Here is a 24083-nt window from a genome sequence, read left to right on the forward strand (position 1 = left end):
AACGAAAATTGCTTATCAAGGGGGAATAATTACTTACAATCGCTGCTTTTTTGGCTAAGACAAACAGGGTATAATGCCCGCAATTCTATTTTATTTTTCAGTGCGCACCGAGCCCTCTCGTTTTTAGAGCCGCTAGGTGTGCTTTGTTATGACTAAAAGCAGCTTACATGTCTAATTTAACTACCGAAATTAATAAACGACGCACCTTTGCGATTATCTCGCACCCGGATGCGGGTAAAACCACCATTACAGAAAAAGTGCTGTTATTCGGACAAGCAATCCAAAAAGCAGGTACCGTAAAAGGTCGTGGCTCAAACCAGCACGCTAAATCTGACTGGATGGAAATGGAAAAAGAACGTGGTATCTCGGTAACTACGTCAGTAATGCAGTTTCCCTATAACCAGCGTTTGGTAAACCTTCTTGATACACCAGGACACGAAGATTTCTCTGAAGATACATACCGTACCTTGACCGCAGTTGACTCGTGTTTAATGGTTATCGATGCGGCAAAAGGTGTTGAGGATCGCACACGTAAATTAATGGAAGTAACGCGCTTACGTACCACGCCAATCGTTACCTTTATGAATAAGTGTGACCGTGATATTCGTGATCCTATGGAGTTATTAGACGAAGTAGAAACCGAACTAAACATTGCATGTGCACCAGTAACATGGCCGATTGGCTGTGGTAAAGAATTCAAAGGTGTTTACCATATTCACCGCGAAGAAACGATTTTATATAGCACCGGCCAAGGCCACACTATTCAGGAAGTTCGTACAATTAAGGGCTTAGATAACCCTGAGCTAGATGCAACCATCGGCAGCGAACTAGCAGAGCAATTACGTGAAGAACTTGAGCTGGTAATGGGTGCATCGCACGAGTTTGACTTAGACCTCTTTTTAGCGGGCGAACTGTCACCTGTTTACTTCGGTACGGCGCTAGGTAACTTTGGTGTTGACCATGTACTTGATGGCTTAACTGAGTGGGCTCCGTCACCATTACCACGCGAAACAGAAGATCGCCAAGTGCTTGCAACAGAAGAAAACTTCACTGGTTTCGTATTCAAAATTCAAGCGAATATGGACCCTAAACACCGTGACCGCATTGCTTTCATGCGTATCGTATCAGGCAAATACAGCCAAGGTATGAAGATGAATCACGTTCGTATTGGCAAGCAAGTGAGCATTTCTGATGCGGTAACCTTTATGGCCGGCGACCGCGAACGTGCGCAGGATGCTTATGCGGGCGATATTATTGGTTTACATAACCACGGTACGATTCAAATTGGTGATACTTTTACCCAAGGTGAAAAGTTGAAGTTTAGCGGTATTCCTAACTTCGCGCCTGAATTATTCCGTCGTATTCGTCTAAAAGATCCTCTTAAGCAAAAGCAGTTATTAAAAGGCTTAGTGCAGTTATCAGAAGAAGGGGCGGTGCAAGTATTTAGACCACTTATTAACAACGACCTTATCGTTGGCGCTGTTGGTGTACTACAGTTTGATGTGGTTGTTGCACGCTTAAAAGCAGAATACAACGTAGATGCTATTTATGAAGGGGTCAGTGTTAATACTGCACGCTGGGTAAGTTCAGACGATACTAAAAAGTTTGAAGAGTTTAAACGCAAGTGCGAAAGCAACTTAGCGCTAGATGGGGGGGATAACCTTACCTACATCGCGCCAAGTCGTGTAAACCTAAACTTATCAATGGAACGTTATCCTGATATTAAGTTTAACCATACACGCGAAAACTAAGCTTACACAGGCACATATTTTAAGTGCCCGCATGGCGGGCAATAAAGGTAAAAATTACAATGAACATCCGTACTCTTTTAATTGAAAAAGCCGTTGCAGCCATGGTTGCAGCAGGACTACCCGAAGACACGAACCCCGCTGTAACACAAAGTACACGCCCGCAGTTTGGTGATTACCAAATCAATGGCGCGATGGGAGCGGCTAAAAAGCTAAAATCAAACCCACGCGAACTGGCACAAAAAATTATCGATAACCTAGACCTTGCTGATATCGCAGAAAAAACAGAAATTGCAGGCCCAGGTTTCATCAACATTCACTTAAAGCCTGAATTTTTATCAACAAGCTTAAAAGCAGCGAATGAAGATGAAAAGCTCGCGGTTTCACCGCATGCAACCGCGCAAAAAGTTGTGGTTGATTACTCATCACCCAACCTTGCGAAAGAAATGCACGTTGGCCATTTACGTTCTACGATCATTGGCGATGCCGTTGTTCGTGCGCTTGAATTCCGTGGTGATGATGTTATTCGTCAAAACCACATGGGAGACTGGGGTACGCAGTTTGGTATGTTGATTGCGCATTTAGAAGACCAAATTAGCCAAGGTGTCGACTTAGACAAAGTGGCTCTGGCAGACTTAGAAACCTTCTACCGTGATGCGAAAAAACGGTTTGATGATGAAGAAGGATTTGCCGATAAAGCCCGTGACTACGTGGTTAAATTACAAGGTGGCGATGCGCACTGTGAAAAGCTGTGGAAGCTATTCATTGCCACGTCAGTGAAGCACTCTGAAGAAGTGTATAAGCGCTTAAATGTTACGCTTAAACAAGACGATATCATGGCTGAAAGTGCTTACAACAGTGAGCTTGCTAATATCATCGCTTTATTAAAAGACAAGCACATTGCTGTTGAGTCTAATGGCGCACAAGTTGTGTTTCTAGACGAGCTTGCTAATAAAGACGGTGAACCTTCAGTGTTTATCGTGCAAAAATCAGGCGGCGGTTTCTTATACGCGACAACTGACTTAGCAGCGTGTGATTACCGCTCAAACAAACTAGGTGCTGACCGTATCTTAATTTTTGTTGATGCGCGTCAAAGCTTACACTTTAACCAAGTTGAGTTAACTGCACGTAAAGCCGGTTTGTTACGTGATGAAACTAGTTACGAGTTTTGCCCATTCGGCACCATGATGGGTGAAGATGGCAAGCCATTCAAAACACGTACGGGTGGCACCGTTAAACTAGCTGACTTACTTGAAGAGTCAATCACGCGTGCAGCAGCAAAACTTGCAGAGCGTGAGTCAGATCTAAGCGACGAAGAGCGTAGTGAAATTGCCCGTAAAGTAGGGATTGGCGCAGTAAAATATGCGGATCTTTCAAAGCACCGCACCAGCGACTATATCTTCAATTGGGATACGATGCTGAGTTTCGAAGGCGCAACTGCTCCTTATCTTCAATATGCGTATACGCGTGTTCGCAGTATTTTCCGCAAGTCAGGTATCGATGCCGCTTCATTAACAGCAGACGTTGCTATCAACGAGCCGCAAGAAAAAGCACTTGCGCTAAAACTTCTCCAATTAGAAGAAGTACTCGACCTGATGATCAGCGAAGCAACACCACACGTACTATGTGGATACCTATACGAACTTGCAAGCCTATACATGACGTTCTACGAAGCGTGCCCAGTACTTAAAGACGGTGTAGAACCAAGTGTACGTGATAGCCGTTTAGTACTGTGTAATTTGGTTGCGAAGACGCTTGAAAAAGGGTTGGATTTGTTAGGTATCGAAGTTATGGAGCAAATGTAATCTGCTTCGTGTAGTTCGCTTTAGCTGCGTTAATGAGTTTATTTAGCCTAAGTCACATACAAAAACGTATGCTCCTTGGTATAAATAAGCTCATTGCCTTGCTAGCACTCCTACACTGCAGAGAGTTTGAGTGCTCATAGGGGTAAGTCGGTTTTCTGTTTTGTCTTAGGCTAAACTACTTAGGTGAACGCTGCTTCGTGTAGTTCGCTTTAGCTGCGTTAATGAGTTTATTTAGCCTAAGTCACATACAAAAATGTATGCTCCTTGGTATAAATAAGCTCATTGCCTTGCTAGCACTCCTACACTTGCAGAGAGTTTGAGTGCTCATAGGGGGAAGTCGGTTTTCTGTTTTGTCTTAGGCTGAACTACTTAGGTGAACGCTGCTTCCCTACACTTGCAGATAACGTATGTTACCGCCTTCGTAGGTTGGGTAGAGCGCAGCGACACCCAACAAAAATTGACAAGATATAAATGTTGCTTAATTTTTAGCTGATAGCTTACTGTGATAGAAGGAATTTTTAAATGAAACTTGAAGATATTCGCCGTGAATACTTACAGGATGGTTTATCTGAAGACATGCTTGATGCATCGCCTATCAAGCAGTTTGAAAAATGGCTTGAGCAGGCTGTGGCAACTAACTTGCCAGATCCGACGGCAATGGTGGTGGCAACGGTTGATGAGCATGGTCAGCCTTCGCAGCGCATCGTTTTGCTAAAGCACCTTGATGAAAACGGCTTCGTGTTTTTTACCAATACGGGCTCACGCAAAGCGCAAGAGCTTAAAGGGAACAACAAAATTTCCTTACACTTTCCTTGGCACCATATGGAGCGTCAAGTAATTGTGTATGGCGAAGCAAAACCATTACCAACCACAGCAGTGGCAAAGTACTTTTTATCGCGTCCTAAGGAAAGCCAGCTTGCAGCTTGGGCGTCTGCGCAAAGTCGCCCTGTCTCGTCTCGTAAAGTGCTAATGGAAACCTTTGCTAAAATGAAGCAGAAGTTTTCTAATGGTGAAATTCCTCTCCCTGATTTTTGGGGAGGGTACTGTGTAGAGCCGACTAAAGTTGAATTTTGGCAAGGCGGTGCACACCGTTTGCATGACCGCTTTATGTATCAGCGCAACGCTGACGGCAGTTGGCAATTCGGTCGTTTAAATCCATAAATGCGTTTTATTGATTCCCATTGTCACCTCGATTTTAGCGAGTTTGATGAGAATCGCGACGCGCTTATCGACGCGTGTCAAAACGCAGGGATCGCACACTTTGTTGTGCCGGGTATTAGCTTGGCACAATCGACCCAATTGCTTTGCTTTTCAAAATCGTATCCAAGCGTATCAATTGCACTAGGCTTACACCCTTATTTTTTATCACAGCATCAACCTCATCATCTAAGCGAGCTAGAGCAGCTTGCTAAAACCCATGCGAATGAACTTGTTGCGATTGGTGAATGCGGGCTTGATCGCAGTATTGATAATCTTGATAAACAAATTGCGTTATTTGAAGGGCAGATTGAGCTTGCTAACCAATTGGCACTCCCGCTGATAGTTCACCACCGACAAAGCCATGATCTCATTGCGCGTTCATTCAAGCGATGCAAGCCTAAATATGGCGGGGTAATTCATGCATTTTCCGGGTCGCAGCAACAAGCAAACAGCTATATTAAGCAAGGTTTTAAACTCGGGGTGGGTGGGGTGATAAGTTACCCTCGAGCTGAAAAAACACGCCAAGTGATAAGTAATATTGCCCCCCAGCATTTAGTGCTTGAGACCGATGCGCCCTCAATGCCACTTGCAGGCTCTCAAGGGCAAATCAATACGCCACTAAAAATACGAGAGGTGTTTACTCACCTATGTGAGCTAAAAGGTGTCTCGGGTACTGAAAAGCAATCGTTAGCTGATGCGCTTTATGACTCTTGCTCAGCACTTTTTTTGATATAACGATTTACCTGCCAGCGCTTTAATCCTCGGCCTAGTTGCCATGTAAAAATACAGGTAATAACCAACATGAGTAAGACCTGTCTGCCTAAATCATGAAAACTGCTGTGGCTGGTTGCAATTGACGCTTGTGTTAAATAAGTGATGGTTACAAAGCCTATCGGACGCTCATCATCGCTTATTACAGGCTCGACAAAGGGGGTTTTGAGTTTACTTATTCCCGGAGTCGAGTCTGGTAAAAGTCCAAATGTGTGGTGGCTTTGCCAGTTATCACTGGCGGCAATTTGGATCCCTTGTTGGTCATAAACGATGGCTGCTAAAACATACTCGTCTTCTGCTATGTTATTACACAGTGCATTTAATGCGGGCTTATTTTTTTCTTCGAGCGGGGTCTGCGCATTAAGCGCCATAAATTTTGTTAGGCTTGTCGCGGTACTGTTTGCACTGTCATAAAGTAGTTGATGGCTTTGAAAGCTACTATTAACGGCAACCCAACTAAGCAACACAAAACAGGCCGCAGCTAGGCTTAATCGCACGATGCGTTGGCGATAAGTAGCCGAAAATGGAGTTTTAAGTTGGTTATTTTTCATAGTCACCGTATACGCTGCTGACAGCTTTTACAATTGATGGTACAACTAAACCAGTATAATAACCTTATTAGTTCATTGATTGCGAGTAGCAAATACACGCACAACAACAGACATAAGTCTAACGTGGAGCCACTATGTCACAGCTTAGCTTAGCTGCTACACCTACAGCAAATTTAACAGGTCAAATAACACTAAATTGCTGGTATAAAATTGAAAATAAACACCTAATTGCGACAGATATTTTACCCAAAGCACATCAAGGCGTACTGAGCGTGGCGTTTGGCGGTGAACTCAGTGCTGACCATTTACTTGCTCTGACAGCATTTTTAAGCTCGCACGGCTTCACAAATTTAACCGTGTGTTGTTATCAGCCTATTGAATCTATGCCCTCAGCGTGGTGTGTTCATAGCGACTCAACATCACCACTCAGTCCATCCGTATTAACCGCCTTTGCTAATCAGCATGGCTTGCAATTGGTGCAGTTAACGAATCCACCCACCGTGAATGAGCCCGGTTTATTACTCATGGACATGGATTCAACAGCGATTACGATAGAATGTATTGATGAAATTGCACGTTTAGCCGATGTGTATGATGAAGTGGCTGCTGTCACTGCGCAAGCCATGGCTGGGCAGCTTGATTTTGCACAAAGCTTAAAACAGCGTGTTGCAAAGCTTGAAGGCATTGATGTTGATTTAATCGATGATTTAAAATCGCGTTTACCCTTGATGCCTGGTGTGAATGAGCTCTGCCAATACCTTAAAAAGTATGACTGGCATCTTGCCATTGCCTCGGGTGGTTTTGTGCCATTTGCTGAGCAAGTACAATCGCTTATTGGTTTAGATGAAGTACATGCTAATACACTTGAGTTTAAAGATAACCGGCTAACGGGTAAGGTCATAGGCACGATTGTTGATGCAGAAGAAAAAGCGCGAGTGCTTAAGCGAATCGCAGAAAAACTGGCGCTTAATACCCGTCAAACTGTTGCCATGGGTGATGGGGCTAATGACTTAAAAATGATGGCTGCAGCAGGGCTTGGCGTGGCTGTTCATGGAAAACCGAAAGTTGTTGAGCAAGCACAAACAGCCATTAATGAAGGCTCGTTACTTCAAGTCAGTTACTTGCTCACAATTCCATTAGATTACACGCTTTAACCACGTTTTCTTGCGCTTATTCATTTCGATTTTGAGTGTTTCATCAATATCAAAATGCGTAAGCGCTTCATCACTAATATCAATTAAATCACCCACACCTGCCACGGCCCACAGCGCTTCTTCAAGATCTTTCGCTTTATGTAAGGCATACTGACTTATATATTTGAGTTCGTTTGATAAATAATCAATATCAGGGCGCCCTGTACGTGATACATATAAACGAAACACAAACATGAGGTCATTTCTCAGCGCTTTTTTTACAAACAAAGTCTGGGGTTTGTAGTCATCTTCACTAATGCACCGACTCGTAATCGCGTCGCTGATTGAAGGTTGGCGAGGGTCAAAACGAATAAATAAGGTAAAAGCAAGCGGCGGGTCTTGGCGGCTACGATCTTTTATGAGTGGTGTAATGACTTCGGTGATTTGCTGCGTTGATAAAATCCCTTCAATACTGGTGTTTTCGTTTAAGAGCGCAAAGTTTTGCAGTAATACATGTAATGGGCTCGGATATAAACCCTGACCAATTGCACCGGCTTTAAAATGCGCTGCTTCTTTGTGTAAATAAAACGGAAATTGGCAAACACTTTTGGTTACCATATTTCTGAGTGCCGTTGAAAGACCCGGTATTTTAGGCGACTCTTCACACACCCTTAACTTATCTTTATTGTTTTCAATCAGTATCGTAAAGAACTTAATCGCCATATGTGGTAAGTCTGTAATACGGTGAACTTTTAGATTAACCGTGGTGAGTGACTTACTAATCGCCATGACTTCGTAAGCAAGGCTCGATAAATCATGTTTTTTGGTAATTTTTTGTAAATCAGGCAAGCTAATATTAATTATGTCGCCTTTTTTAAACTCAACAGGTTTATCACACTCGATTTGTAATCCCATAACTGACAAGTCGCGGGTATGGCCTGTGATAATCTGCTCGTGATGATTTATGGTGATAGCTGTCTTGTACAAATAGCGCTTGTGCGCCCTTAAATTGACATACTCAAGGGCTACGGGCTCTAGGTGTGGCGGTGTTTTATGTTTGCTATGGCCAAATTGTTTTAGTTGATTAACCGCGCTTTTATCAAACGTTAATTGTTTATAAGAGAGCTGCTCATAGGGCGTGCCAACGGCCGTTAAGATCAGTAAATATTTAACGTCTTTGATCAACCCTTGCACGCGAGGTGAGGGCGGTTTGTTCAACTTTTCAATGTCTTTCCCTGCACTACTTGGCAGTGACAACGGAATATACGAATCTTCAGGGTGACTTGGCATCAATTGCAACTTAAAACATTGCCAGCTGTCTTTTTGACTACCAAACCCTAAAAATAAATTTTTAAGCTGAGGCTGGCTTTCAAGCTCACTACGCGTGGCAGAGTAGTAATACACTTTACCAGCAACAACATGCGTGAAAGTATACAGGTACTCTTCTTTTACTGCCTCAGGTGAGCTTAATAAGTGGCCTATACGTTGTTGGTTAATAATACTGTATAAGCAAGACAGCTTGCGCTCGTCACAAAAATAACGCTGAATAAAAATATTATTTTCAGTTGTTAAGGCAAGGCTTGGGTATAGCTTGTCACCTTGTAAGCTTAAAAAGGTATAAAGAGAGGTCACACGCGGAATGTAGTATTGTTCATAGCCTTTTGACACAACCGCATCGAGCGTATTGTCTAGGTTAACTTTATAACGACGCTTATTGCCGTGGATAAAGCTTTCTAAAAACTCATCAAACTTTTCGTTGTTTTCAATAAAGGTGCGTTTTAGGCGAACATGATTGTATTCGCGTGATACTTTTTCAATCGCGACGACTTCGTACTGAATTCCGTTTTTTAAACCTAACTCAAAATCTTGTTCAAGGCCGACTAGGCGCAGGCCTATAAGTTGACCTTTTTTTAACTTGTAGCGTGGCGCGAGCTTTATCTTCGCACCACTGAGTGAGATATCAGATGTTGTTGCGGCTACTTTGCTGTCTTTATCAAACTCAACAGTGATTTTGATAGAGTAATTCATCCGCTCTTCACGACGGCTTTCGTAGGAGGCAAATTTTATCACTTTGGCTGATAACTGACTGTCGTTATCGTCTTCAGTAAGAGCTTGTTCGGCCGCTTTCTTTTGCATGACACGATGGTTGTTTTCAGTGTTCATCACCGCTTCATAGACAGCAAGGGTGTAACCGCCATGGCGTTTAATAGCCTGTTCAAACACTTCGATGGCAGTATCGTCCATAAAGTGTTGTTTACCTTCGTATTCGTATGGTTTTACTTGACCCGTTACTTGCCCACGTAAATCAATAAACCGTGCAACAGGCTGAGATAAACGCGACATCTCCATTTTGATCAAAAACTGCTCAGGCTTAGTTAAGCCCGCTGTTTTTGATTTAAACAGTTTGTCGAATTTTGGGGTGCCTAAATACGCCTTTAGCTCTTCAACTAGGCTTTCATATTTAAGCAGAATGTCTTCAGCCATTTATAAAACCATCAACGTCTATTAAAAAAAGTAGGTATACTAGTCGGCAATTACGCAGTAAAAACACAAACAGTAGTCACTTTTTTATTTTATTAATTATTGTTATAAGTATTTGCCAAATAAATGGCAAGCACTGTTAAGTTTTATTTGTAAGCAAAAACTATGCCCTAAAGCGGTTCTTTATTTAACAGTGTGTTGAATAAAGAGCTGGAGTAAGAGGTTTTAGTTACAACGAGTTATCTTTTTGTGATTATAAACTTACTATACATTAATTGTGTTAAGTGTCAGTTTTTAATAACAAGTTAGTCACAAATTAGCGACCTAAATAGGTAAGGCCGAATGGCAAAATCAGCAAAAATCGAATTTGTCTGCACAGAGTGCGGCATGAACTATCAGCGCTGGCAAGGACAGTGTAAGTGCGGTGCATGGAACACGCTAGCAGAATTTAAGCCCTCAGCCGGACAGTCAAAACAAGCGGCAAGCCGTGCCGTGGTTGCAGGCTACGCAGGCGGTGTTGGCGGCGGCTCAAAAAAAATTAATGAAGTCGAAACCGCCGAAGCAGAAAAACGCTTAACCGACATTGGTGAGTTAGACCGTGTATTAAGTGGCGGTGTGACCACCGGTTCCGTAAATATTATTTCGGGCGATCCAGGGGCTGGAAAAACGACATTATTGTCAGATTTAATTGCTCGCATGTCGAAAGTGATGCCGTCACTTTATTGTACGGCAGAAGAGTCATTATCGCAGTTTAAAAACCGTGTAAACCGACTGCGTTTAGATTATAACCCTGATGAGCTTTATTTACTGTCAGAAACCAGCGTTGAAGCAATTATTGAAGAGCTTGATAAGAACAAGATTAAGTTTGCGGTGATCGATTCAATTCAAGCGGTTGTGACAGAAGCCGCTAATGGCAGCCCAGGCTCTCCTTCACAAGTTAAAAGTGCAGCACAAGCACTCACTCAATATTGTAAGCAAAATGACGTCACCATGTTCATTATTGCTCACGTAAATAAAAACAACGAAATCGCAGGCCCGCAAACCTTAGTGCATATTGTTGATGCGCTGCTGCATATTGATACCAACGATGGGCAAATTCGTACCTTACGTGCCAATAAAAACCGTTTTGGCGATATTGATACCGTCGGTATTTTTAGAATGTGTGAGCGCGGTATGCTCAGTGTTGACAACCCAAGCGAAATATTTTTATCGGGATCAAGCACCGAATCGCCGGGATCGGCGATTACATGTATTCGTAAAGGTAATCGTAATTTATTGTTAGAGATTCAGTGCTTAACCACAGAAACCGAGGCTGAGTTTCCGCAGCGAGTGTGTGTTGGTTTAAATATGAATCGTATCAAAATGCTCACAGGGATTTTGCGTAAACACACCAAGACTAAAATTTTTCATGACACGTTTTTTAATATTGTCGGTGGCCTAAAAATTGATGAGTCTGAAACCTGTATCGACTTAGCATTAGTTACGGCATTGTTGAGTAGTTTGAATGAATTTGTTGTGCCAAGAACCACCTGTATTATGGGCGAATTAAGCTTAAATGGTGACGTTAGGCCCATCGACAGTGGGGTGCCGCGAGTAAAAGAAGCCGCTCAGCATGGTTTCACTGAAATTTTTATTCCATATCGTAACTACCATAAATCAATGGAAGGATTGGGCGCAAAAATTACACCTGTTAAAACAGTGCATGAGTTACTGTCTTTAATAAACTAGTTGTAATTTGATAGACTATAAAAAACACCAATCAAAGGAAATAAAATGAAAAAGTTAGTAATTGCAGCCGTTGTTGCTGCAGCTGTAGGTGGCGTCGTTTACGCAAACTATACAGCAACACAGGAAGTGAAAAAGGTTGTTGATAAGCAACTAAGCGCTTTATCAAGCCAAAGTGGTGTAGATATCACTTACAGCGATATTTCAGCAAGTGTGTTCAGTAGTAGCATGCAGTTGTCTGGTATAAATGTGCAAAGCATTGAAGGCGATGAAACCATTGCCACTATCGACAATATTGAAGTGACGGGTTACGAAGTTGATGCGATCCCACCCCACACGGGCTTCGTGATGACAAATTTCCGCTTTAGTGATGAGTTCTTATCGCAACTTCCAGACAGTGCGAATAATAAGCTTGCCGCAACGAGTTACAACGTGAATTCATCGCTTGATTACAACAAAGAGTCAGGTGATAGCAAGTTTGCGCTTAACGTGAAGGCAAGCGAAGTGGCTGATGTACGTTTTAATCTTGGTTTAGCAAATTCAACGGCGTTGATGGAAGCATCTTTATCAATCAGCCAAGCACAAAATGCTGCGAATGGGGCTGAGCTCACTTTAGAGCAACAACTACAGCAACAATCAAAAATGATGGCGGCAATGAGCCAATTAGAGCCGCGCAGTATCGAGCTTGAAATCAACGACGACGGTGAACTTAAAACTGTTGTCGAAAGCTTCTTAAAAGCGCAAGGCATGACACTTGATGACCTTGAGCAAGTTGTGGCAATGCAATTACAACAAGCTCCTGTAAGTGCGGAGTTAGACACTGCGATTAAAAACTTTGCCAGTGGTTTATCAAAATTGTCTTTATCGGCACGCCTACCTGAAGGCAAGTCGATGATGCAAATCAACCAGCAAATCATGATGCTGGTTGGTCAGCCTGAAGAGCTTGCGAAATTTATTAATTTAAAAGCCAGTGGTGAATAACCCGCTTACCGCAGCCGTGCGTTAGCTGCAATAACCTTAAAGTGTTCAACTCTCTAGTTTGCTCACTTTAAGGTTATTTTTTACATGCCTGACACCCTGACTGTGTTCTAAGAACTTTTGTGCCAGCGCACGTTGAAACCCCGTTTCCGTTGAACCTAATAATTCAATCGTATCGCCATTTACAATAACCTGTAAGTTTTCAATTTTAAAATTGCGGTTATTCGTTAGTTTCTTTAAAGCCACTTGCTGTAATCGCGGTTGCGCCGAAGTACTGGTTGTTAAAACATGGGTGTTGGCACTGACTTGTGTGGCGCAAGCCAATAAAAAAAGACAGCTAAATAGGGTTACGACAACAGATAATTTGAAACGGCTCATACAATTCCCTCGCAATAATGACAAATTGAACTCTGTATGAACAATTACAAATTCTGTTCCAATTTTAGTTTGTTGATTTTTATAGGTTTTATTTTTTTTGAAGAAACTGTATGTGAAGTAATTACACATAGTTCAGTAAAAAAGACACGGCAAATAACAGCGATAAAAATGCCGAGACAGGCTCGGCATTTTTATTAACAAGGCATATTAAGCACGCACTACTTTTTCTTTTTTGGTTTTGCCTTTTTCTTCGCTTTGATCTTTGCTGGATCTTTTTTCTTTTTAGAAGGGATTTTTGCTTCTTTGTGTTGCGGCTCTATCCCTTTGATTACTCGGCGCTTTAGTTTTTGTTCGATGTAACGCTCAACTTTGCCTAAAATGGCAACGTCATGCGCTTCGATAAATGAAATCGCGATTCCTTTTTTGCCTGCACGACCAGTACGTCCAATACGGTGAACGTATATGTCTGCGGTGCGAGGCATATCAAAGTTAATCACATGGCTGATATCTGCCACGTCAATACCACGGGCAGCCACATCGGTTGCTACCAATATTTTATTGCGGCCAGAATGGAAGTTCTCCATTGCTTTCATGCGTTTATCTTGTGGCATTTCACCACGTAACCAAGCAACGCGCAGTCCTTCGTTATTTAACGCACCAATTAATGATTCTAGGCGTTCACGGGTCTTAACGAACACTATCGCTTTATGGATATCATCGCCGTTTAAGATATCGACTAACATTTTAAGCTTATGGTTGTAGTCGTCGGCTAAGTGAACCCACTGGTGGATCTTTGCTTTTTCTTTACGCGACGATTCTGCTTCTAGTAACGCAGGATCATTTAAAATACGCTCAGCGAAAAGCTCAACACTGTCACCTTCCAGTGTGGCTGAAAATAGAAAACATTGACGACGATTTCTGGCTTCATCACAAATACGCAGCATTTCTTTACGAAAGCCCATATCGAGCATGCGGTCGGCTTCGTCTAAAATAAGCATTTCGACATTTTCAGCATGGAAATTCTCGGTTTCGAGGTATTCCATTAAGCGCCCAGGTGTCGCGATAAGAATGTCGTTATTGTTCTCAAAAATTTCTTTGTGCGTTCCATAGTTAATGCCGCCCGTCACGACACCTATTTTAAGGTGTGTTTGCTCAGCAAGCTGTTCACAATGCTCATGGATTTGATAAGCAAGCTCGCGAGTAGGAGTCATAATAAGTACGCGGGCAAAACCAGGGTCACGACGAGGGAAATCAAGCAAGTATTGAATAGCTGGGATCAAAAACGCGGCTGTTTTACCGGTACCTGTGGGTGCAGATGCCAAAATATCGCGCCCTTGTAATGCTTCAGGGATCGCTTGTTGTTGAATGCTGGTTGGCGTATCAAAACCCATTTTATTAATGGCATTTAACAGCTTGTTATCGATATCAAATTCAGAAAATTGCATAGAGTGACATAAATAGAGGACAATTGGCGTTAATTATACGCGCTATCCAGCTGTTGGTGAATGAAAAGGTGAAAAAATGTCAGGTTTTGTGTTTAAACAGTTTTCGATAGGGCAAACTCACACTGCGATGAAGGTTTCAACAGATGGGATTTTGTTGGGGGCATGGGCACATGTAAGCGATGCTGCACGAATTGTTGATATTGGCACAGGCACCGGGTTGCTTGCTTTAATGGCAAAACAACGTGCGCCGAAGGCGGTTGTTAACGCTATCGAAATAGAGGCTAACGCGTGTATTGATGCTCGCGCTAATTTTGCTAATAGCCCTTGGCCTGACATTATGCTTTATCAAGGGGCTGTGCAGTCTTTTAAAGCAGCAACCCCCTTTGATGCAATTATCACTAATCCACCTTATTTCAATGCCAGCCTTAAAGGCGATAATGCAGCACGTAATACGGCGCGCCACACCGATGGATTGAGTTTTAGCGAATTAATCAAAGCGTGTAGTGCGCTGAGTCATGCACATACTCTGCTCAATGTGATACTGCCTTGTCCTGAGGCCGAGCAATTTATTGCCATTGCAGAGCAAGAAGGCTGGTATTTAAACCACCTGTGTTTAGTTAAAACAACCGAGAAAAAAGCACCTAGTCGCAGTTTAATGTTATTTAGTCAGGTTGCAGCCCCTTTAACGACAACACATTTAACGATTCATGCAAACAGTGGCGCGTACAGTGCTGAATATAGTGCGCTTTGCAAGGACTTTTATTTGAAAATGTGACGCATACCAGCCATTAATAGTCCGTCATCACTTTACTCTAAACGGTCGTAATTGCTATTCACTGATGCTCGCTTGTAGACCATCTTCGCTTACTAATAATGTATAAGAGTGTCCATATGAGGCATGACAAATGGCAACTGATTCATCAACACGCTCACCTTCATCATTCAGTCGAGAGACTTTAATATCATCTGCGCAGTCATCAGTGTGATACCACGTACTTAATTGATTTTGATATAGGCTAACTATTTGATTCTCTATTTTTAAGCGAATGTTTTCGGTGGCAAGAAAGCGGACGGCAAAAAAGCCCTCTTTGTTATTTTGAGTCTGTTTTATGAGCGTTAAACGCAGCTTTTCTGCACTTTGCCAGGCGACAAAATGGTAAGGCTGGTCGTTGTCCACTTGATACATTTGCTCTGCGAAGTTGCTCGCTTCACTGTGATCTTCTACATAAAATGAAATACGGCGTCGTTCATTGTGAAGGTGTGTTATATCAACAGGTAATGAACCTGATGCGAGCGTGTCTACATAATATTGCGCATCACTGACTTCTCTTGCGTTACCAAACAGGTCGGTATTTGCCATGGAGTAGTCAACCTCTAAGGCGGTGGTGTTTATCAATGTATACTTGTTCTCATACATCTGGTTGCCAAAATCATGACTTTCCTCGACTTCTAACTCATCACACCCTACAAGCAGCGTTGTTGCAAAGAGTAAAAATAGCGCATTTTTCATTGTTTTTCCTTTTACTAATGAAGCTGCCGTATGGTTCCAATTCGCAAAAAATGCTTAATTATTTTGAGGGATTAAACCGGTTGCGACCTGTGTTAAAGATTGCTGATTTACGACTGCATGGATGCAGAGCAATGCAGGAGCAATCTAGGAGCAGTTACCGAGAGCAACTAAATAACGAAACCTTTGCCTTGTTTTCAACGAGGTTTTATCGCCCCAAAATAGCGCACTTAATTAAGCGAATTGGTATGGCATATTGATGCGTTGATTGTACCTCTATTTTGCACTTAATTGCACGGGAGGTTGCAGCTGCATTACTTCATCAAGTTGAATTTGTTGAACATGCTCAAGCTCAAGCAAGGCGTCTAAGACTGCTTTTGTGTGCTGTTTTTCTATTTCAGCACTGCAAAAATCAATGATACTAAAACGGCGTTTTATCAATAAGCCATCGATATCAGGTAAAGGGTCTTTGGTTTCTATTAGCACGCGTGTGGCAGGGCAGGGGTCGGCATACCCAGAGCGCATTAATTTGTTTAAGTTAAATAAATTATCGTCGAGTTTACCAAGCTCTACGGCGGTTTTAGCGCTATGCGGAATAAATAATGACTCACCAAAGCGGTTTGTTTTAATCTCGCCATCTGCTTTAATTGGGGTGACTTGATTATTGTCGAAGCTGACAATATCTCCGGTAAGTAACGTATATTGACTCATTGTGTTCCCTCGCAATGTGTTGTCTTTTTCTGATCATAGCAAAATGGTGTGTTTTACCAAGCCCTGATATAGTAATAAGGCCTTAAATTTTATGCGAGTATTTTATGTTACGACTCACAATCGCTTTATCAGCCCTTTTATTTTCTCAATTAAGCGTCGCTGCAATGAGCCCTGTCGGGCTTTGGAAAACCATTGACGAAGAAACCAATGAAGCTAAATCTTTGGTACGCATTCGTGAGCAAAACGGTGTACTTATTGGTGAAGTTGAAAAAATTCTTAACCCAGCCAAACAAGATGCAATATGTGATGCATGTAAAGGCGATAAAAAAAATAAGCCAATTTTGGGAATGGCCATTATCGATGGCGCGAAAGAAGCGGGCGATGGCAGTTGGCAAGACGGTGAAATTCTTGACCCTAATAATGGCAAAACCTACACCTTAAAGCTCACCCCTAAAGAACAGGGAAAAGTGCTTGAAGTACGCGGTTATATCGCCTTTTTCTACCGCAACCAATACTGGCAGCGTGTTGAATAGCCTGACATTAAAACGCCAAGCAATGCTTGGCGTTTTAATAAATAAATGGGTTATGCAGCAATTCACTTAATTAGGGAGTGAATATTACAGGGTCTCGCTGTATTCAGTCATCACTTGCTCAACCCAATTAGCAATACGTTCATCGCTGAGTTCATATTGGCTGTCTTCATCAAGTGCCAATCCAACAAAGTGTTTACCCTCATTTGTGAGAGCTTTTGACGCTTCAAATTCATAGCTTTCATCGTTAGGCCATAGACCTAAGAAGGTAATATCTTGATGGCAAATTTCGTCGTGTAGCATACCCAAAGCATCTTGAAACCACTGGCCATAACCTTGCTGATCGCCCATGCCAAAAAGGGCCACGGTTTTACCGTTTAGATTCACCTCTTTGATGTCGTCCCAAATTGATTCCCAATCTTCTTGTAACTCACCAAAGTCCCACGTTGAAATGCCGAAGATAACGAAATCGAATTGTTCTGCATTTTTTAATGGCTCATCTTTGATATTGTGTAAGCTGACAACATCTTGCCCGATAATATCGCGAATTTTCTCTGCCGCTATTTCTGTATAGCAAGTAGTAGAACCATAAAATAAACCAATCTGCATCGTATTTATCACCGTCTATTTGCTTGATATGATAGTTACTCAAGCTGCTTTTAGTATCTATCTTCCTGTAGTTTGATACTATTTTACCGTAAGGCTTTTTTAATTGATACCTTGATAAGGATGACAATACGCGTGGCTGAAAATAATTTCACAGCTGAAAAAGTAGCAATAACGTCAAACAATGCCGAACATTTAGAGCTGTTTTTAGATATTTTGTACCTTGAGCAAGGGGTCAGTGAAAACACATTGATGGCATATCGCAGCGATCTTGATAAGTTTTGTCAGTTTTTAAAAGACAAAGATCTACTGGCTGTCAGCAGTGAAGATATTGAAGCATACTTGGCATACCGAGTTGATTTAGGGCTTAAATCACGCAGCACTGCGCGCAGCATCAGTGCGCTTAAACGTTTTTACCAATACTTTGTACGTGAAAAAGCCATTGCTGATTCGCCAATGCTGAATATTGCACAGCCAAAAGCAGGGCAGTCATTACCCAAAACTCTGTCTGAGGCTGAGGTTGAAGCACTACTCGCTGCGCCTAATATTGAAGAGCCTATGGGGCTGCGCGATAAAGCGATGTTGGAGCTTTTATACGCAACGGGTCTGCGCGTCACTGAGCTGGTAGGGCTTAGGATGGAGCAAATTAACTTGCGCCAAGCAGTTGTGTTCGTCAAAGGTAAGGGAAATAAAGAGCGTTTAGTGCCGCTTGGTGAAGAAGCGATGTATTGGCTTGAGCGCTTTTTAAAAGTTGGCCGCGCGCAGATGATCAAGCATGCAACTGACTTTGTGTTCCCATCTAAGAGAGGGATTGGCATGACGCGACAAACTTTTTGGCATCGTATCAAACACTATGCTATTTTGGCATCAGTTGAATCGCCGTTATCACCGCATACGCTTCGACATGCGTTTGCAACGCATTTGCTGAATCATGGGGCTGATCTTCGTGTCGTGCAAATGATGTTAGGTCACAGTGACTTATCAACAACACAGATTTATACCCATGTAGCGAATGAGAGATTGAAGTCGGTACACGAGCAACATCATCCACGTGCTTAGTGCAAGATTTTTAAAGATGTACCGGTCTATATAATAAATGATCAGGATATAGGATAGTTATGAAAAAGTTAGTTTTAGCCACGGCACTGCTTGGTACGAGTTTAAGTGTGTTTGCAAATGGTGTGTCGACCACCGACGCTGTAGATGCGCCAATTATTGCTAAATTTGCTGAGTTAGGTGTTACGGTTAAAAAAGTAAACCCAAGCCCTGTTGCTGGCCTTAAAGAGCTAATTACTGACAAGGGGGTACTTTACGCAAGCCCTGACGGTCAATTTTTAATGCAAGGTACACTGATTGATCTTCAAAATCGTGTCAATCTCACTGAGCACGCATTAAGTGATGTACGTAAGGCGGGTGTGGCTGAATACGAAGATTCAATGATTGTTTATAAAGCAAAAAATGAAAAACATTCAATTACTGTATTCACCGATATTACATGCGGTTACTGTCGTAAATTACACCGCGAATTAGACGATTTCTTAGAAGCGGGCATCACCGTAAAATACCTAGCTTTCCCTCGCGGCGGTTTACGCGGTAAAGGTTACGAAGACTTAATGAATGTGTGGTGTGCAAAAGACCCAGCAGAAGCTCTAACTGAAGCCAAAGCCGGTGCAGAGGTTGCCAAGGTAGAAGGATGCAGTGCCCCTATTGCTGAGCATTATCAATTAGGCCAAAGCTTTGGTATGTCGGGTACACCTGCAATTATTTTAGAAGATGGAACGATGATCCCAGGTTATCAATCAGCAGCACAAATTAGCCAAGCGCTTGATGCCTTACCAAAAACATCTTCATAATCTTTTTATAAATAGGCCTGCCCTAGGTAGGCCTTTTATTCGCTTTAAGCTAACTAAAGTAATACTTCCAACATGGAAAAAATAATCCAAGTTCGTCCCCGTGTCGATGACTCATACCTTCCTCAACACTTACATCCCGTTATTAAGCAAATTTATGCCTCGCGCCAGGTAAAAGATGCCAATGAATTAGATAACAGTGCAGCGACCCTGCATGACTTTAAATTATTTAAAGACATAGACAAAGCCGTATTAATACTGCAACACGCACTCGCAGAACAACAGCGAGTATTAATTGTCGGTGACTTCGACGCCGATGGCGCAACCAGTACGGCCACTTTAATGCAAGGCTTGGCCATGTTTGGGTTTAACAACCTTGACTATTTAGTGCCTGATAGGTTTAGCCTTGGTTATGGCTTAAGCCCCGCACTGGCGGCGCAAATTGTTGAAATGAAGCCTGAGCTGGTTATTACAGTGGATAATGGTATTTCGTGCATTGATGGCATTGCGATTGTGAAGCGCGCCGGTATTAAGGTACTGGTTACAGATCATCATTTACAAGGGGATACGCTGCCTAATGCAGATGCTATCGTGAACCCTAACCGCCATGATTGTCAGTTCCCATCTAAATCGATTGCCGGTGTAGGCGTGGCATTTTATTTATTAATTGCGCTGCGCAGCCACTTACGCGAACAAGGGGCCTTTGAGCATAGTCCAATGCCAAACCTTGCTGAGTTACTTGATATTGTCGCCCTTGGTACGGTGGCTGATGTCGTTGCGCTTGATGCCAATAATCGTACGTTGGTTCACCAAGGATTAGCACGTATTCGCAGTGGTAAAACTCGTCCGGGAATAAGCGCTTTAATTGAAGTGGCTAATCGAAATGCGGCACGTTTAAGTGCCAGTGACTTTGGCTTTTCATTGGCTCCTCGCTTAAACGCTGCAGGGCGTTTAGATGATATGAGCTTAGGCATCGCGTGCTTGTTATCAAACGACATAAACCAAGCTCGCCGTATTGCCAGTGAACTCGACAGCCTTAATCATGAGCGCCGCGAAATAGAGCAGGGCATGCAGGTTGAGGCGCAGGCCGTGCTCGATCGCCTTGCCTTTAAAACCGACGCTATCCCCGATGCGATTTGCTTGTATCAAGCCGACTGGCATCAAGGGGTAATTGGTATATTAGCGGGGCGTTTAAAAGAGAAATATCACCGGCCAACGATTATTTTTGCCGCGGGCGATAACGGTGAAATAAAAGGCTCATGTCGTTCAATTGAAGGTCTGCATATGCGTGACTTACTTGAACGAGTGAATACCTTGCACCCACACTTAATCAGTAAGTTTGGGGGGCATGCAATGGCAGCCGGCTTGAGCATTAATGAGCAGAGTTTTCCCGAGTTTAAAGCCGTGTTTGAGCGCATGGTCACCGACACACTGACCGATGAGCATAAACAAAGTATTTTGTTGACCGACGGCGAGTTGCCAAATGAGTGTTTTTCGATGGAGTTTGCCAACCTGTTAAAAAATGCAGGGCCATGGGGACAGCAATTTCCCGAGCCGGTATTCGAGCACCTATTCGAGGTTATTCAACAACGTATTGTAGGTGAAAAGCACTTAAAACTCGTGTTAAAGCATCAATCTGGACGTTTGGTTGATGGTATTGCATTTGGTGTCGATGTGCGTGCCTGGCCCGATACCGAAGCACGCTATGTTAAAGCTGCCTACCAACTCGATATAAATGAATTCCGTGGCAAATTCTCGTTACAACTGATTATTCGAGAGCTACAAAAAGCGACATAAAAATATCGCTATAATCGACATAAAAGGCTAATAAAACGCTCGGTTTTTTGTTAAAATCGGGCGTTTTTAATATTTGTAGATATTTTACCGTAATTCATCTTGAGAGCTGTGCGCGGTAAATCAGCCATTTTGGAGTAATGTACATGTTTGAAGTGAATCCTGTGATTAATCAAATCAAGGAAATTCGCGAACGTACTGAACTGCTTCGGGGGTACCTTTGACTACCCTCTTAAAAAAGAGCGGTTAGAAGAAGTTAACGCAGAACTTGAAGATTCAGCAGTGTGGAATGAGCCTGAGCGTGCTCAAGCCCTTGGCCGTGAAAAGTCGGCATTAGAAGCTATCGTTGAGACCATTGATAATTTAGTGGCCGGTACTGAAGATGTTGAAGGCTTAGTTGAACTTGCTGTTGAAGCCGAAGATGAGGAAACCTTTGCTGAAGCCGAAGCTGAATTAGCCGATTTAAATGCGCAACTAGAAAAGCTTGAGTTCCGTCGTATGTTCTCAGGTGCCCATGACCAAAACGACGCGTACTTAGATTTACAATCGGGTTCTGGCGGTACTGAAGCGCAAGACTGGTGTAATATGCTACTGCGCATGTATTTACGTTGGGGTGAAGCGAAAGGCTTTAAAGTTGAGCTTGTTGAAGCAACCGACGGTGATGTGGCTGGTATTAAAGGGGCGACAGTTCGCTTTGTTGGCGAATATGCATATGGCTGGTTACGAACTGAAACGGGTGTGCACCGTTTAGTGCGTAAAAGCCCGTTTGATTCAAGCGGTCGTCGTCATACCTCGTTTGCGTCTGCTTTCGTGTACCCAGAAATTGACGATAATATTGAAATTGATATTAACCCCGCCGACTTACGTATTGACGTATATCGCGCGTCGGGTGCGGGTGGTCAGCACGTAAATACCACCGAATCAGCAGTACGTATTACGCATTTACCAACCAATACGGTTGTGCAGTGCCAAAATGAGCGTTCGCAGCATAAAAATAAAGACCAAGCAATGAAGCAGTTAAAAGCGAAATTGTTTGAGCTTGAGTTGCAAAAACAAAATGCCGAGAAGCAAAGCCAAGAAGATGCAAAATCAGACATTGGCTGGGGAAGTCAAATTCGTTCATACGTGCTTGATGACTCGCGCATTAAAGACTTACGAACGGGCGTTGAAAACCGCAATACTCAAGCGGTTCTTGACGGCGATTTAGATAAATTTATTGAAGCCAGCCTTAAATCTGGCCTATAACCACCAAGCTAAAAAAGAGCTAAAAAATGACTGATCAAATCCAAGACGAAAATAAGTTAATCGCTGAGCGTCGCGGCAAATTAGACGCTATTCGCGAAAATTGCCCAGCCAACGGTCATCCAAACCAATTCCGTCGTGAACATTACACGGCTGATTTGCAAGCTGAGTTTGGTGATAAATCGAAAGAAGAATTAGTTGCTGAGCAACATGTAGTTTCAGTAGCAGGTCGTATCCTTGCTAAACGTGGTCCTTTCCTTGCGTTACAAGACATGAAAGGTCAAATTCAAGCATACGCATCAAAAGACGTACAAAAAGAATTAAAAGCAAAATACGGCCAACTTGATATCGGTGACATCATCGGTGTTAAAGGTGCGCTAAATAAATCAGGCAAAGGCGATTTATACGTCGAAATGACTGAGTATGAGCTACTGACTAAGTCACTGCGTCCATTACCAGAAAAATTTCATGGTCTATCAGACCAAGAAACAAAATACCGTCAACGTTATGTTGATTTAATCACTAATGAAGCGACGCGTGAGACATTCCGTATTCGTTCAAAAGTGGTAGAAGGTATTCGTCGTTTCTTAGCAGACCGTGATTTCATGGAAGTTGAAACGCCTATGCTACAGGTTATCCCTGGTGGTGCGTCTGCACGCCCATTCGTAACGCATCACAATGCACTTGATATCGATATGTATTTACGTATTGCGCCAGAGCTTTACTTAAAACGTTTAGTTGTGGGTGGCTTTGAGCGTGTATTCGAAATCAACCGTAACTTCCGTAACGAAGGTTTATCGACGCGTCATAATCCAGAATTCACGATGATTGAGTTCTACCAAGCATACGCTGATTACATCGATTTAATGAACATCACTGAAGATATGCTACGTACAGTTGCAACAGACGTACTTGGTTCACCAATCGTTGTTAACACAACGAAAAACGAGCATGGCGACGTAGTTGACTCTGTAGAGTATGACTTTGGTAAGCCTTTCGCACGTTTAACAATGAGCGAAGCTATTCTTAAGTACAACCCTGACTTTGATGCGGCTGTATTTAATGACCCAGAAAATCATTTTGAAGAGCTTAAAGCGTATGCGAAGCAAGTTCACGTTAAAGTACCTGAAAACTGTGTATGGGGCCCAGGTAAGTTCTTGTGTGAAATCTTCGAAGAGACTGCAGAGCATAAGTTAATTCAACCTACATTTATTACGGCATACCCTTGGGAAGTGTCGCCACTGGCTCGTCGTAACGATGAAAACCCATTTGTTACTGACCGTTTTGAGTTCTTTGTAGGGGGTCGTGAGCTTGCAAATGGTTTCTCTGAGCTAAATGATGCACAAGACCAAGCAGAACGTTTCTCTCGTCAAGTTGAAGAGAAAGACGCGGGTGATGATGAAGCAATGCACTACGACGAAGACTACATTCGTGCATTAGAGTACGGCTTACCGCCAACAGCAGGCGAGGGCATTGGTATTGACCGTTTGGTGATGTTATTTACAGACTCATCAACGATTAAAGACGTTATTTTATTCCCTCATATGCGTCCGCAAGCTGATTAATCAGTACTAAGACTCTAATAAACGCCGCTTTTTAGCGGCGTTTTTATTATCGGAAATTTCTGA

Annotated in this window: 21 protein-coding genes; 14 read left to right on the plus strand and 7 right to left on the minus strand. The window is 42.7% G+C overall.

What is annotated here, in order from left to right; all coding sequences use genetic code 11:
• Window positions 1–167 precede the first annotated feature (167 nt).
• The 4 genes from prfC to IT970_RS03840 all read left to right on the plus strand — a co-directional run bounded on the left by prfC (window position 168) and on the right by IT970_RS03840 (window position 5488).
• Window positions 168–1751: a peptide chain release factor 3 gene (gene prfC / locus IT970_RS03825; protein ID WP_036970600.1), complete on the plus strand. Its 1584-nt coding sequence runs from the start codon at window positions 168–170 to the stop codon at window positions 1749–1751.
• 59 nt (window positions 1752–1810) lie between these two features.
• Window positions 1811–3553, plus strand: a complete 1743-nt coding sequence (argS, locus tag IT970_RS03830; RefSeq protein ID WP_036970597.1) for an arginine--tRNA ligase — start codon at window positions 1811–1813, stop codon at window positions 3551–3553.
• Between the two features lie 522 nt (window positions 3554–4075).
• Window positions 4076–4714, plus strand: coding sequence for a pyridoxamine 5'-phosphate oxidase (pdxH, locus tag IT970_RS03835; RefSeq protein ID WP_036970594.1), 639 nt, complete (start codon window positions 4076–4078; stop codon window positions 4712–4714).
• Window positions 4715–5488 carry a TatD family hydrolase gene (locus IT970_RS03840; RefSeq protein ID WP_182396155.1) on the plus strand — a complete coding sequence of 258 codons (774 nt, stop codon included), beginning with the start codon at window positions 4715–4717 and terminating at the stop codon, window positions 5486–5488.
• Here the strand turns inward: IT970_RS03840 and IT970_RS03845 are convergent.
• Complete coding sequence (locus tag IT970_RS03845; RefSeq protein WP_036970587.1) at window positions 5455–6075, minus strand: AhpA/YtjB family protein; 621 nt, start codon at window positions 6073–6075, stop codon at window positions 5455–5457. The two genes, IT970_RS03840 and IT970_RS03845, sit on opposite strands and share 34 nt — an antisense overlap.
• 134 nt (window positions 6076–6209) lie before the next feature.
• Between IT970_RS03845 and serB the strand changes: the two genes are divergently transcribed.
• Window positions 6210–7229, plus strand: a complete 1020-nt coding sequence (gene serB / locus IT970_RS03850) for a phosphoserine phosphatase SerB (protein ID WP_036970584.1) — start codon at window positions 6210–6212, stop codon at window positions 7227–7229.
• Here the strand turns inward: serB and IT970_RS03855 are convergent.
• Window positions 7212–9692, minus strand: coding sequence for a PilZ domain-containing protein (locus tag IT970_RS03855; RefSeq protein WP_196857619.1), 2481 nt, complete (start codon window positions 9690–9692; stop codon window positions 7212–7214). The genes serB and IT970_RS03855 overlap by 18 nt on opposite strands.
• 339 nt (window positions 9693–10031) lie before the next feature.
• Between IT970_RS03855 and radA the strand changes: the two genes are divergently transcribed.
• Window positions 10032–11417 carry a DNA repair protein RadA gene (gene radA / locus IT970_RS03860; RefSeq protein WP_036970582.1) on the plus strand — a complete coding sequence of 462 codons (1386 nt, stop codon included), beginning with the start codon at window positions 10032–10034 and terminating at the stop codon, window positions 11415–11417.
• Between the two features lie 45 nt (window positions 11418–11462).
• Complete coding sequence (locus IT970_RS03865) at window positions 11463–12395, plus strand: hypothetical protein (protein WP_074989442.1); 933 nt, start codon at window positions 11463–11465, stop codon at window positions 12393–12395.
• Window positions 12396–12440: 45 nt separating this feature from the next.
• On the opposite strand, the gene IT970_RS03870 is transcribed toward IT970_RS03865, so the two are convergent.
• Together IT970_RS03870 and srmB are read right to left on the minus strand one after the other, a co-directional pair.
• Window positions 12441–12770, minus strand: a complete 330-nt coding sequence (locus tag IT970_RS03870) for a BON domain-containing protein (RefSeq protein ID WP_074989443.1) — start codon at window positions 12768–12770, stop codon at window positions 12441–12443.
• 218 nt (window positions 12771–12988) lie between these two features.
• Window positions 12989–14215 (minus strand): ATP-dependent RNA helicase SrmB, encoded by a 1227-nt coding sequence (gene srmB, locus IT970_RS03875; protein WP_036970576.1) that lies wholly within the window; start codon window positions 14213–14215, stop codon window positions 12989–12991.
• A gap of 76 nt (window positions 14216–14291) precedes the next feature.
• On the opposite strand from srmB, the gene IT970_RS03880 reads away from it, so the two are divergent.
• Complete coding sequence (locus tag IT970_RS03880; protein ID WP_065978439.1) at window positions 14292–14990, plus strand: tRNA1(Val) (adenine(37)-N6)-methyltransferase; 699 nt, start codon at window positions 14292–14294, stop codon at window positions 14988–14990.
• A 54-nt stretch (window positions 14991–15044) separates the two neighbouring features.
• Here the strand turns inward: IT970_RS03880 and IT970_RS03885 are convergent, their stop codons facing one another.
• Together IT970_RS03885 and IT970_RS03890 are read right to left on the minus strand one after the other, a co-directional pair.
• Window positions 15045–15725 (minus strand): hypothetical protein, encoded by a 681-nt coding sequence (locus IT970_RS03885; protein WP_196857620.1) that lies wholly within the window; start codon window positions 15723–15725, stop codon window positions 15045–15047.
• Between the two features lie 273 nt (window positions 15726–15998).
• Entirely contained in the window at window positions 15999–16433 is a 435-nt protein-coding gene (locus tag IT970_RS03890) for a hypothetical protein (RefSeq protein ID WP_065978437.1), read from the minus strand.
• Window positions 16434–16537: 104 nt separating this feature from the next.
• Between IT970_RS03890 and IT970_RS03895 the strand changes: the two genes are divergently transcribed.
• On the plus strand, window positions 16538–16966 hold the full coding sequence (locus tag IT970_RS03895) for a DUF2147 domain-containing protein (protein WP_036970567.1): 429 nt from the start codon (window positions 16538–16540) through the stop codon (window positions 16964–16966).
• A gap of 84 nt (window positions 16967–17050) precedes the next feature.
• Here IT970_RS03895 and fldB read toward each other — a convergent pair whose 3' ends face one another.
• Window positions 17051–17572, minus strand: coding sequence for a flavodoxin FldB (gene fldB, locus IT970_RS03900; protein ID WP_036970565.1), 522 nt, complete (start codon window positions 17570–17572; stop codon window positions 17051–17053).
• Between the two features lie 168 nt (window positions 17573–17740).
• Between fldB and xerD the strand changes: the two genes are divergently transcribed.
• The 5 genes from xerD (at window position 17741) to lysS (ending at window position 24020) form a co-directional block, all read left to right on the plus strand.
• Entirely contained in the window at window positions 17741–18628 is an 888-nt protein-coding gene (gene xerD / locus IT970_RS03905; RefSeq protein WP_371915641.1) for a site-specific tyrosine recombinase XerD, read from the plus strand.
• A 59-nt stretch (window positions 18629–18687) separates the two neighbouring features.
• Window positions 18688–19422 (plus strand): bifunctional protein-disulfide isomerase/oxidoreductase DsbC, encoded by a 735-nt coding sequence (dsbC, locus tag IT970_RS03910; protein WP_118844057.1) that lies wholly within the window; start codon window positions 18688–18690, stop codon window positions 19420–19422.
• Window positions 19423–19494: 72 nt separating this feature from the next.
• Entirely contained in the window at window positions 19495–21216 is a 1722-nt protein-coding gene (gene recJ / locus IT970_RS03915; protein WP_196857621.1) for a single-stranded-DNA-specific exonuclease RecJ, read from the plus strand.
• A gap of 143 nt (window positions 21217–21359) precedes the next feature.
• Window positions 21360–22458 (plus strand): peptide chain release factor 2 gene (gene prfB / locus IT970_RS03920; protein ID WP_118844059.1). Its coding sequence is split into 2 segments (ribosomal slippage): window positions 21360–21434 and window positions 21436–22458, totalling 1098 coding nucleotides; the frame shifts between segments, so codons are not numbered across the junction.
• A gap of 26 nt (window positions 22459–22484) precedes the next feature.
• Window positions 22485–24020, plus strand: a complete 1536-nt coding sequence (lysS, locus tag IT970_RS03925) for a lysine--tRNA ligase (protein ID WP_036970557.1) — start codon at window positions 22485–22487, stop codon at window positions 24018–24020.
• The last annotated feature ends 63 nt before the right edge of the window (window positions 24021–24083 follow it).

The organism is Pseudoalteromonas sp. A41-2 (genome assembly GCF_015767615.1).
GTDB classification, from domain to species: Bacteria; Pseudomonadota; Gammaproteobacteria; order Enterobacterales; family Alteromonadaceae; genus Pseudoalteromonas; species Pseudoalteromonas lipolytica.

What these genes read in the sequence shown, in the direction of transcription:
- IT970_RS03880 (WP_065978439.1), top strand. Translation starts at nt 14,292, where the DNA reads ATGTCAGGTTTTGTGTTTAAACAGTTTTCGATAGGGCAAACTCACACT.
- IT970_RS03890 (WP_065978437.1), bottom strand. Translation starts at nt 16,433, where the DNA reads ATGAGTCAATATACGTTACTTACCGGAGATATTGTCAGCTTCGACAAT.
- lysS (WP_036970557.1), top strand. Translation starts at nt 22,485, where the DNA reads ATGACTGATCAAATCCAAGACGAAAATAAGTTAATCGCTGAGCGTCGC.
- pdxH (WP_036970594.1), top strand. Translation starts at nt 4,076, where the DNA reads ATGAAACTTGAAGATATTCGCCGTGAATACTTACAGGATGGTTTATCT.
- serB (WP_036970584.1), top strand. Translation starts at nt 6,210, where the DNA reads ATGTCACAGCTTAGCTTAGCTGCTACACCTACAGCAAATTTAACAGGT.
- argS (WP_036970597.1), top strand. Translation starts at nt 1,811, where the DNA reads ATGAACATCCGTACTCTTTTAATTGAAAAAGCCGTTGCAGCCATGGTT.
- IT970_RS03845 (WP_036970587.1), bottom strand. Translation starts at nt 6,075, where the DNA reads ATGAAAAATAACCAACTTAAAACTCCATTTTCGGCTACTTATCGCCAA.
- IT970_RS03895 (WP_036970567.1), top strand. Translation starts at nt 16,538, where the DNA reads ATGTTACGACTCACAATCGCTTTATCAGCCCTTTTATTTTCTCAATTA.
- IT970_RS03840 (WP_182396155.1), top strand. Translation starts at nt 4,715, where the DNA reads ATGCGTTTTATTGATTCCCATTGTCACCTCGATTTTAGCGAGTTTGAT.
- srmB (WP_036970576.1), bottom strand. Translation starts at nt 14,215, where the DNA reads ATGCAATTTTCTGAATTTGATATCGATAACAAGCTGTTAAATGCCATT.
- fldB (WP_036970565.1), bottom strand. Translation starts at nt 17,572, where the DNA reads ATGCAGATTGGTTTATTTTATGGTTCTACTACTTGCTATACAGAAATA.
- IT970_RS03885 (WP_196857620.1), bottom strand. Translation starts at nt 15,725, where the DNA reads ATGAAAAATGCGCTATTTTTACTCTTTGCAACAACGCTGCTTGTAGGG.
- IT970_RS03865 (WP_074989442.1), top strand. Translation starts at nt 11,463, where the DNA reads ATGAAAAAGTTAGTAATTGCAGCCGTTGTTGCTGCAGCTGTAGGTGGC.
- IT970_RS03855 (WP_196857619.1), bottom strand. Translation starts at nt 9,692, where the DNA reads ATGGCTGAAGACATTCTGCTTAAATATGAAAGCCTAGTTGAAGAGCTA.
- prfC (WP_036970600.1), top strand. Translation starts at nt 168, where the DNA reads ATGTCTAATTTAACTACCGAAATTAATAAACGACGCACCTTTGCGATT.
- radA (WP_036970582.1), top strand. Translation starts at nt 10,032, where the DNA reads ATGGCAAAATCAGCAAAAATCGAATTTGTCTGCACAGAGTGCGGCATG.
- IT970_RS03870 (WP_074989443.1), bottom strand. Translation starts at nt 12,770, where the DNA reads ATGAGCCGTTTCAAATTATCTGTTGTCGTAACCCTATTTAGCTGTCTT.
- recJ (WP_196857621.1), top strand. Translation starts at nt 19,495, where the DNA reads ATGGAAAAAATAATCCAAGTTCGTCCCCGTGTCGATGACTCATACCTT.
- dsbC (WP_118844057.1), top strand. Translation starts at nt 18,688, where the DNA reads ATGAAAAAGTTAGTTTTAGCCACGGCACTGCTTGGTACGAGTTTAAGT.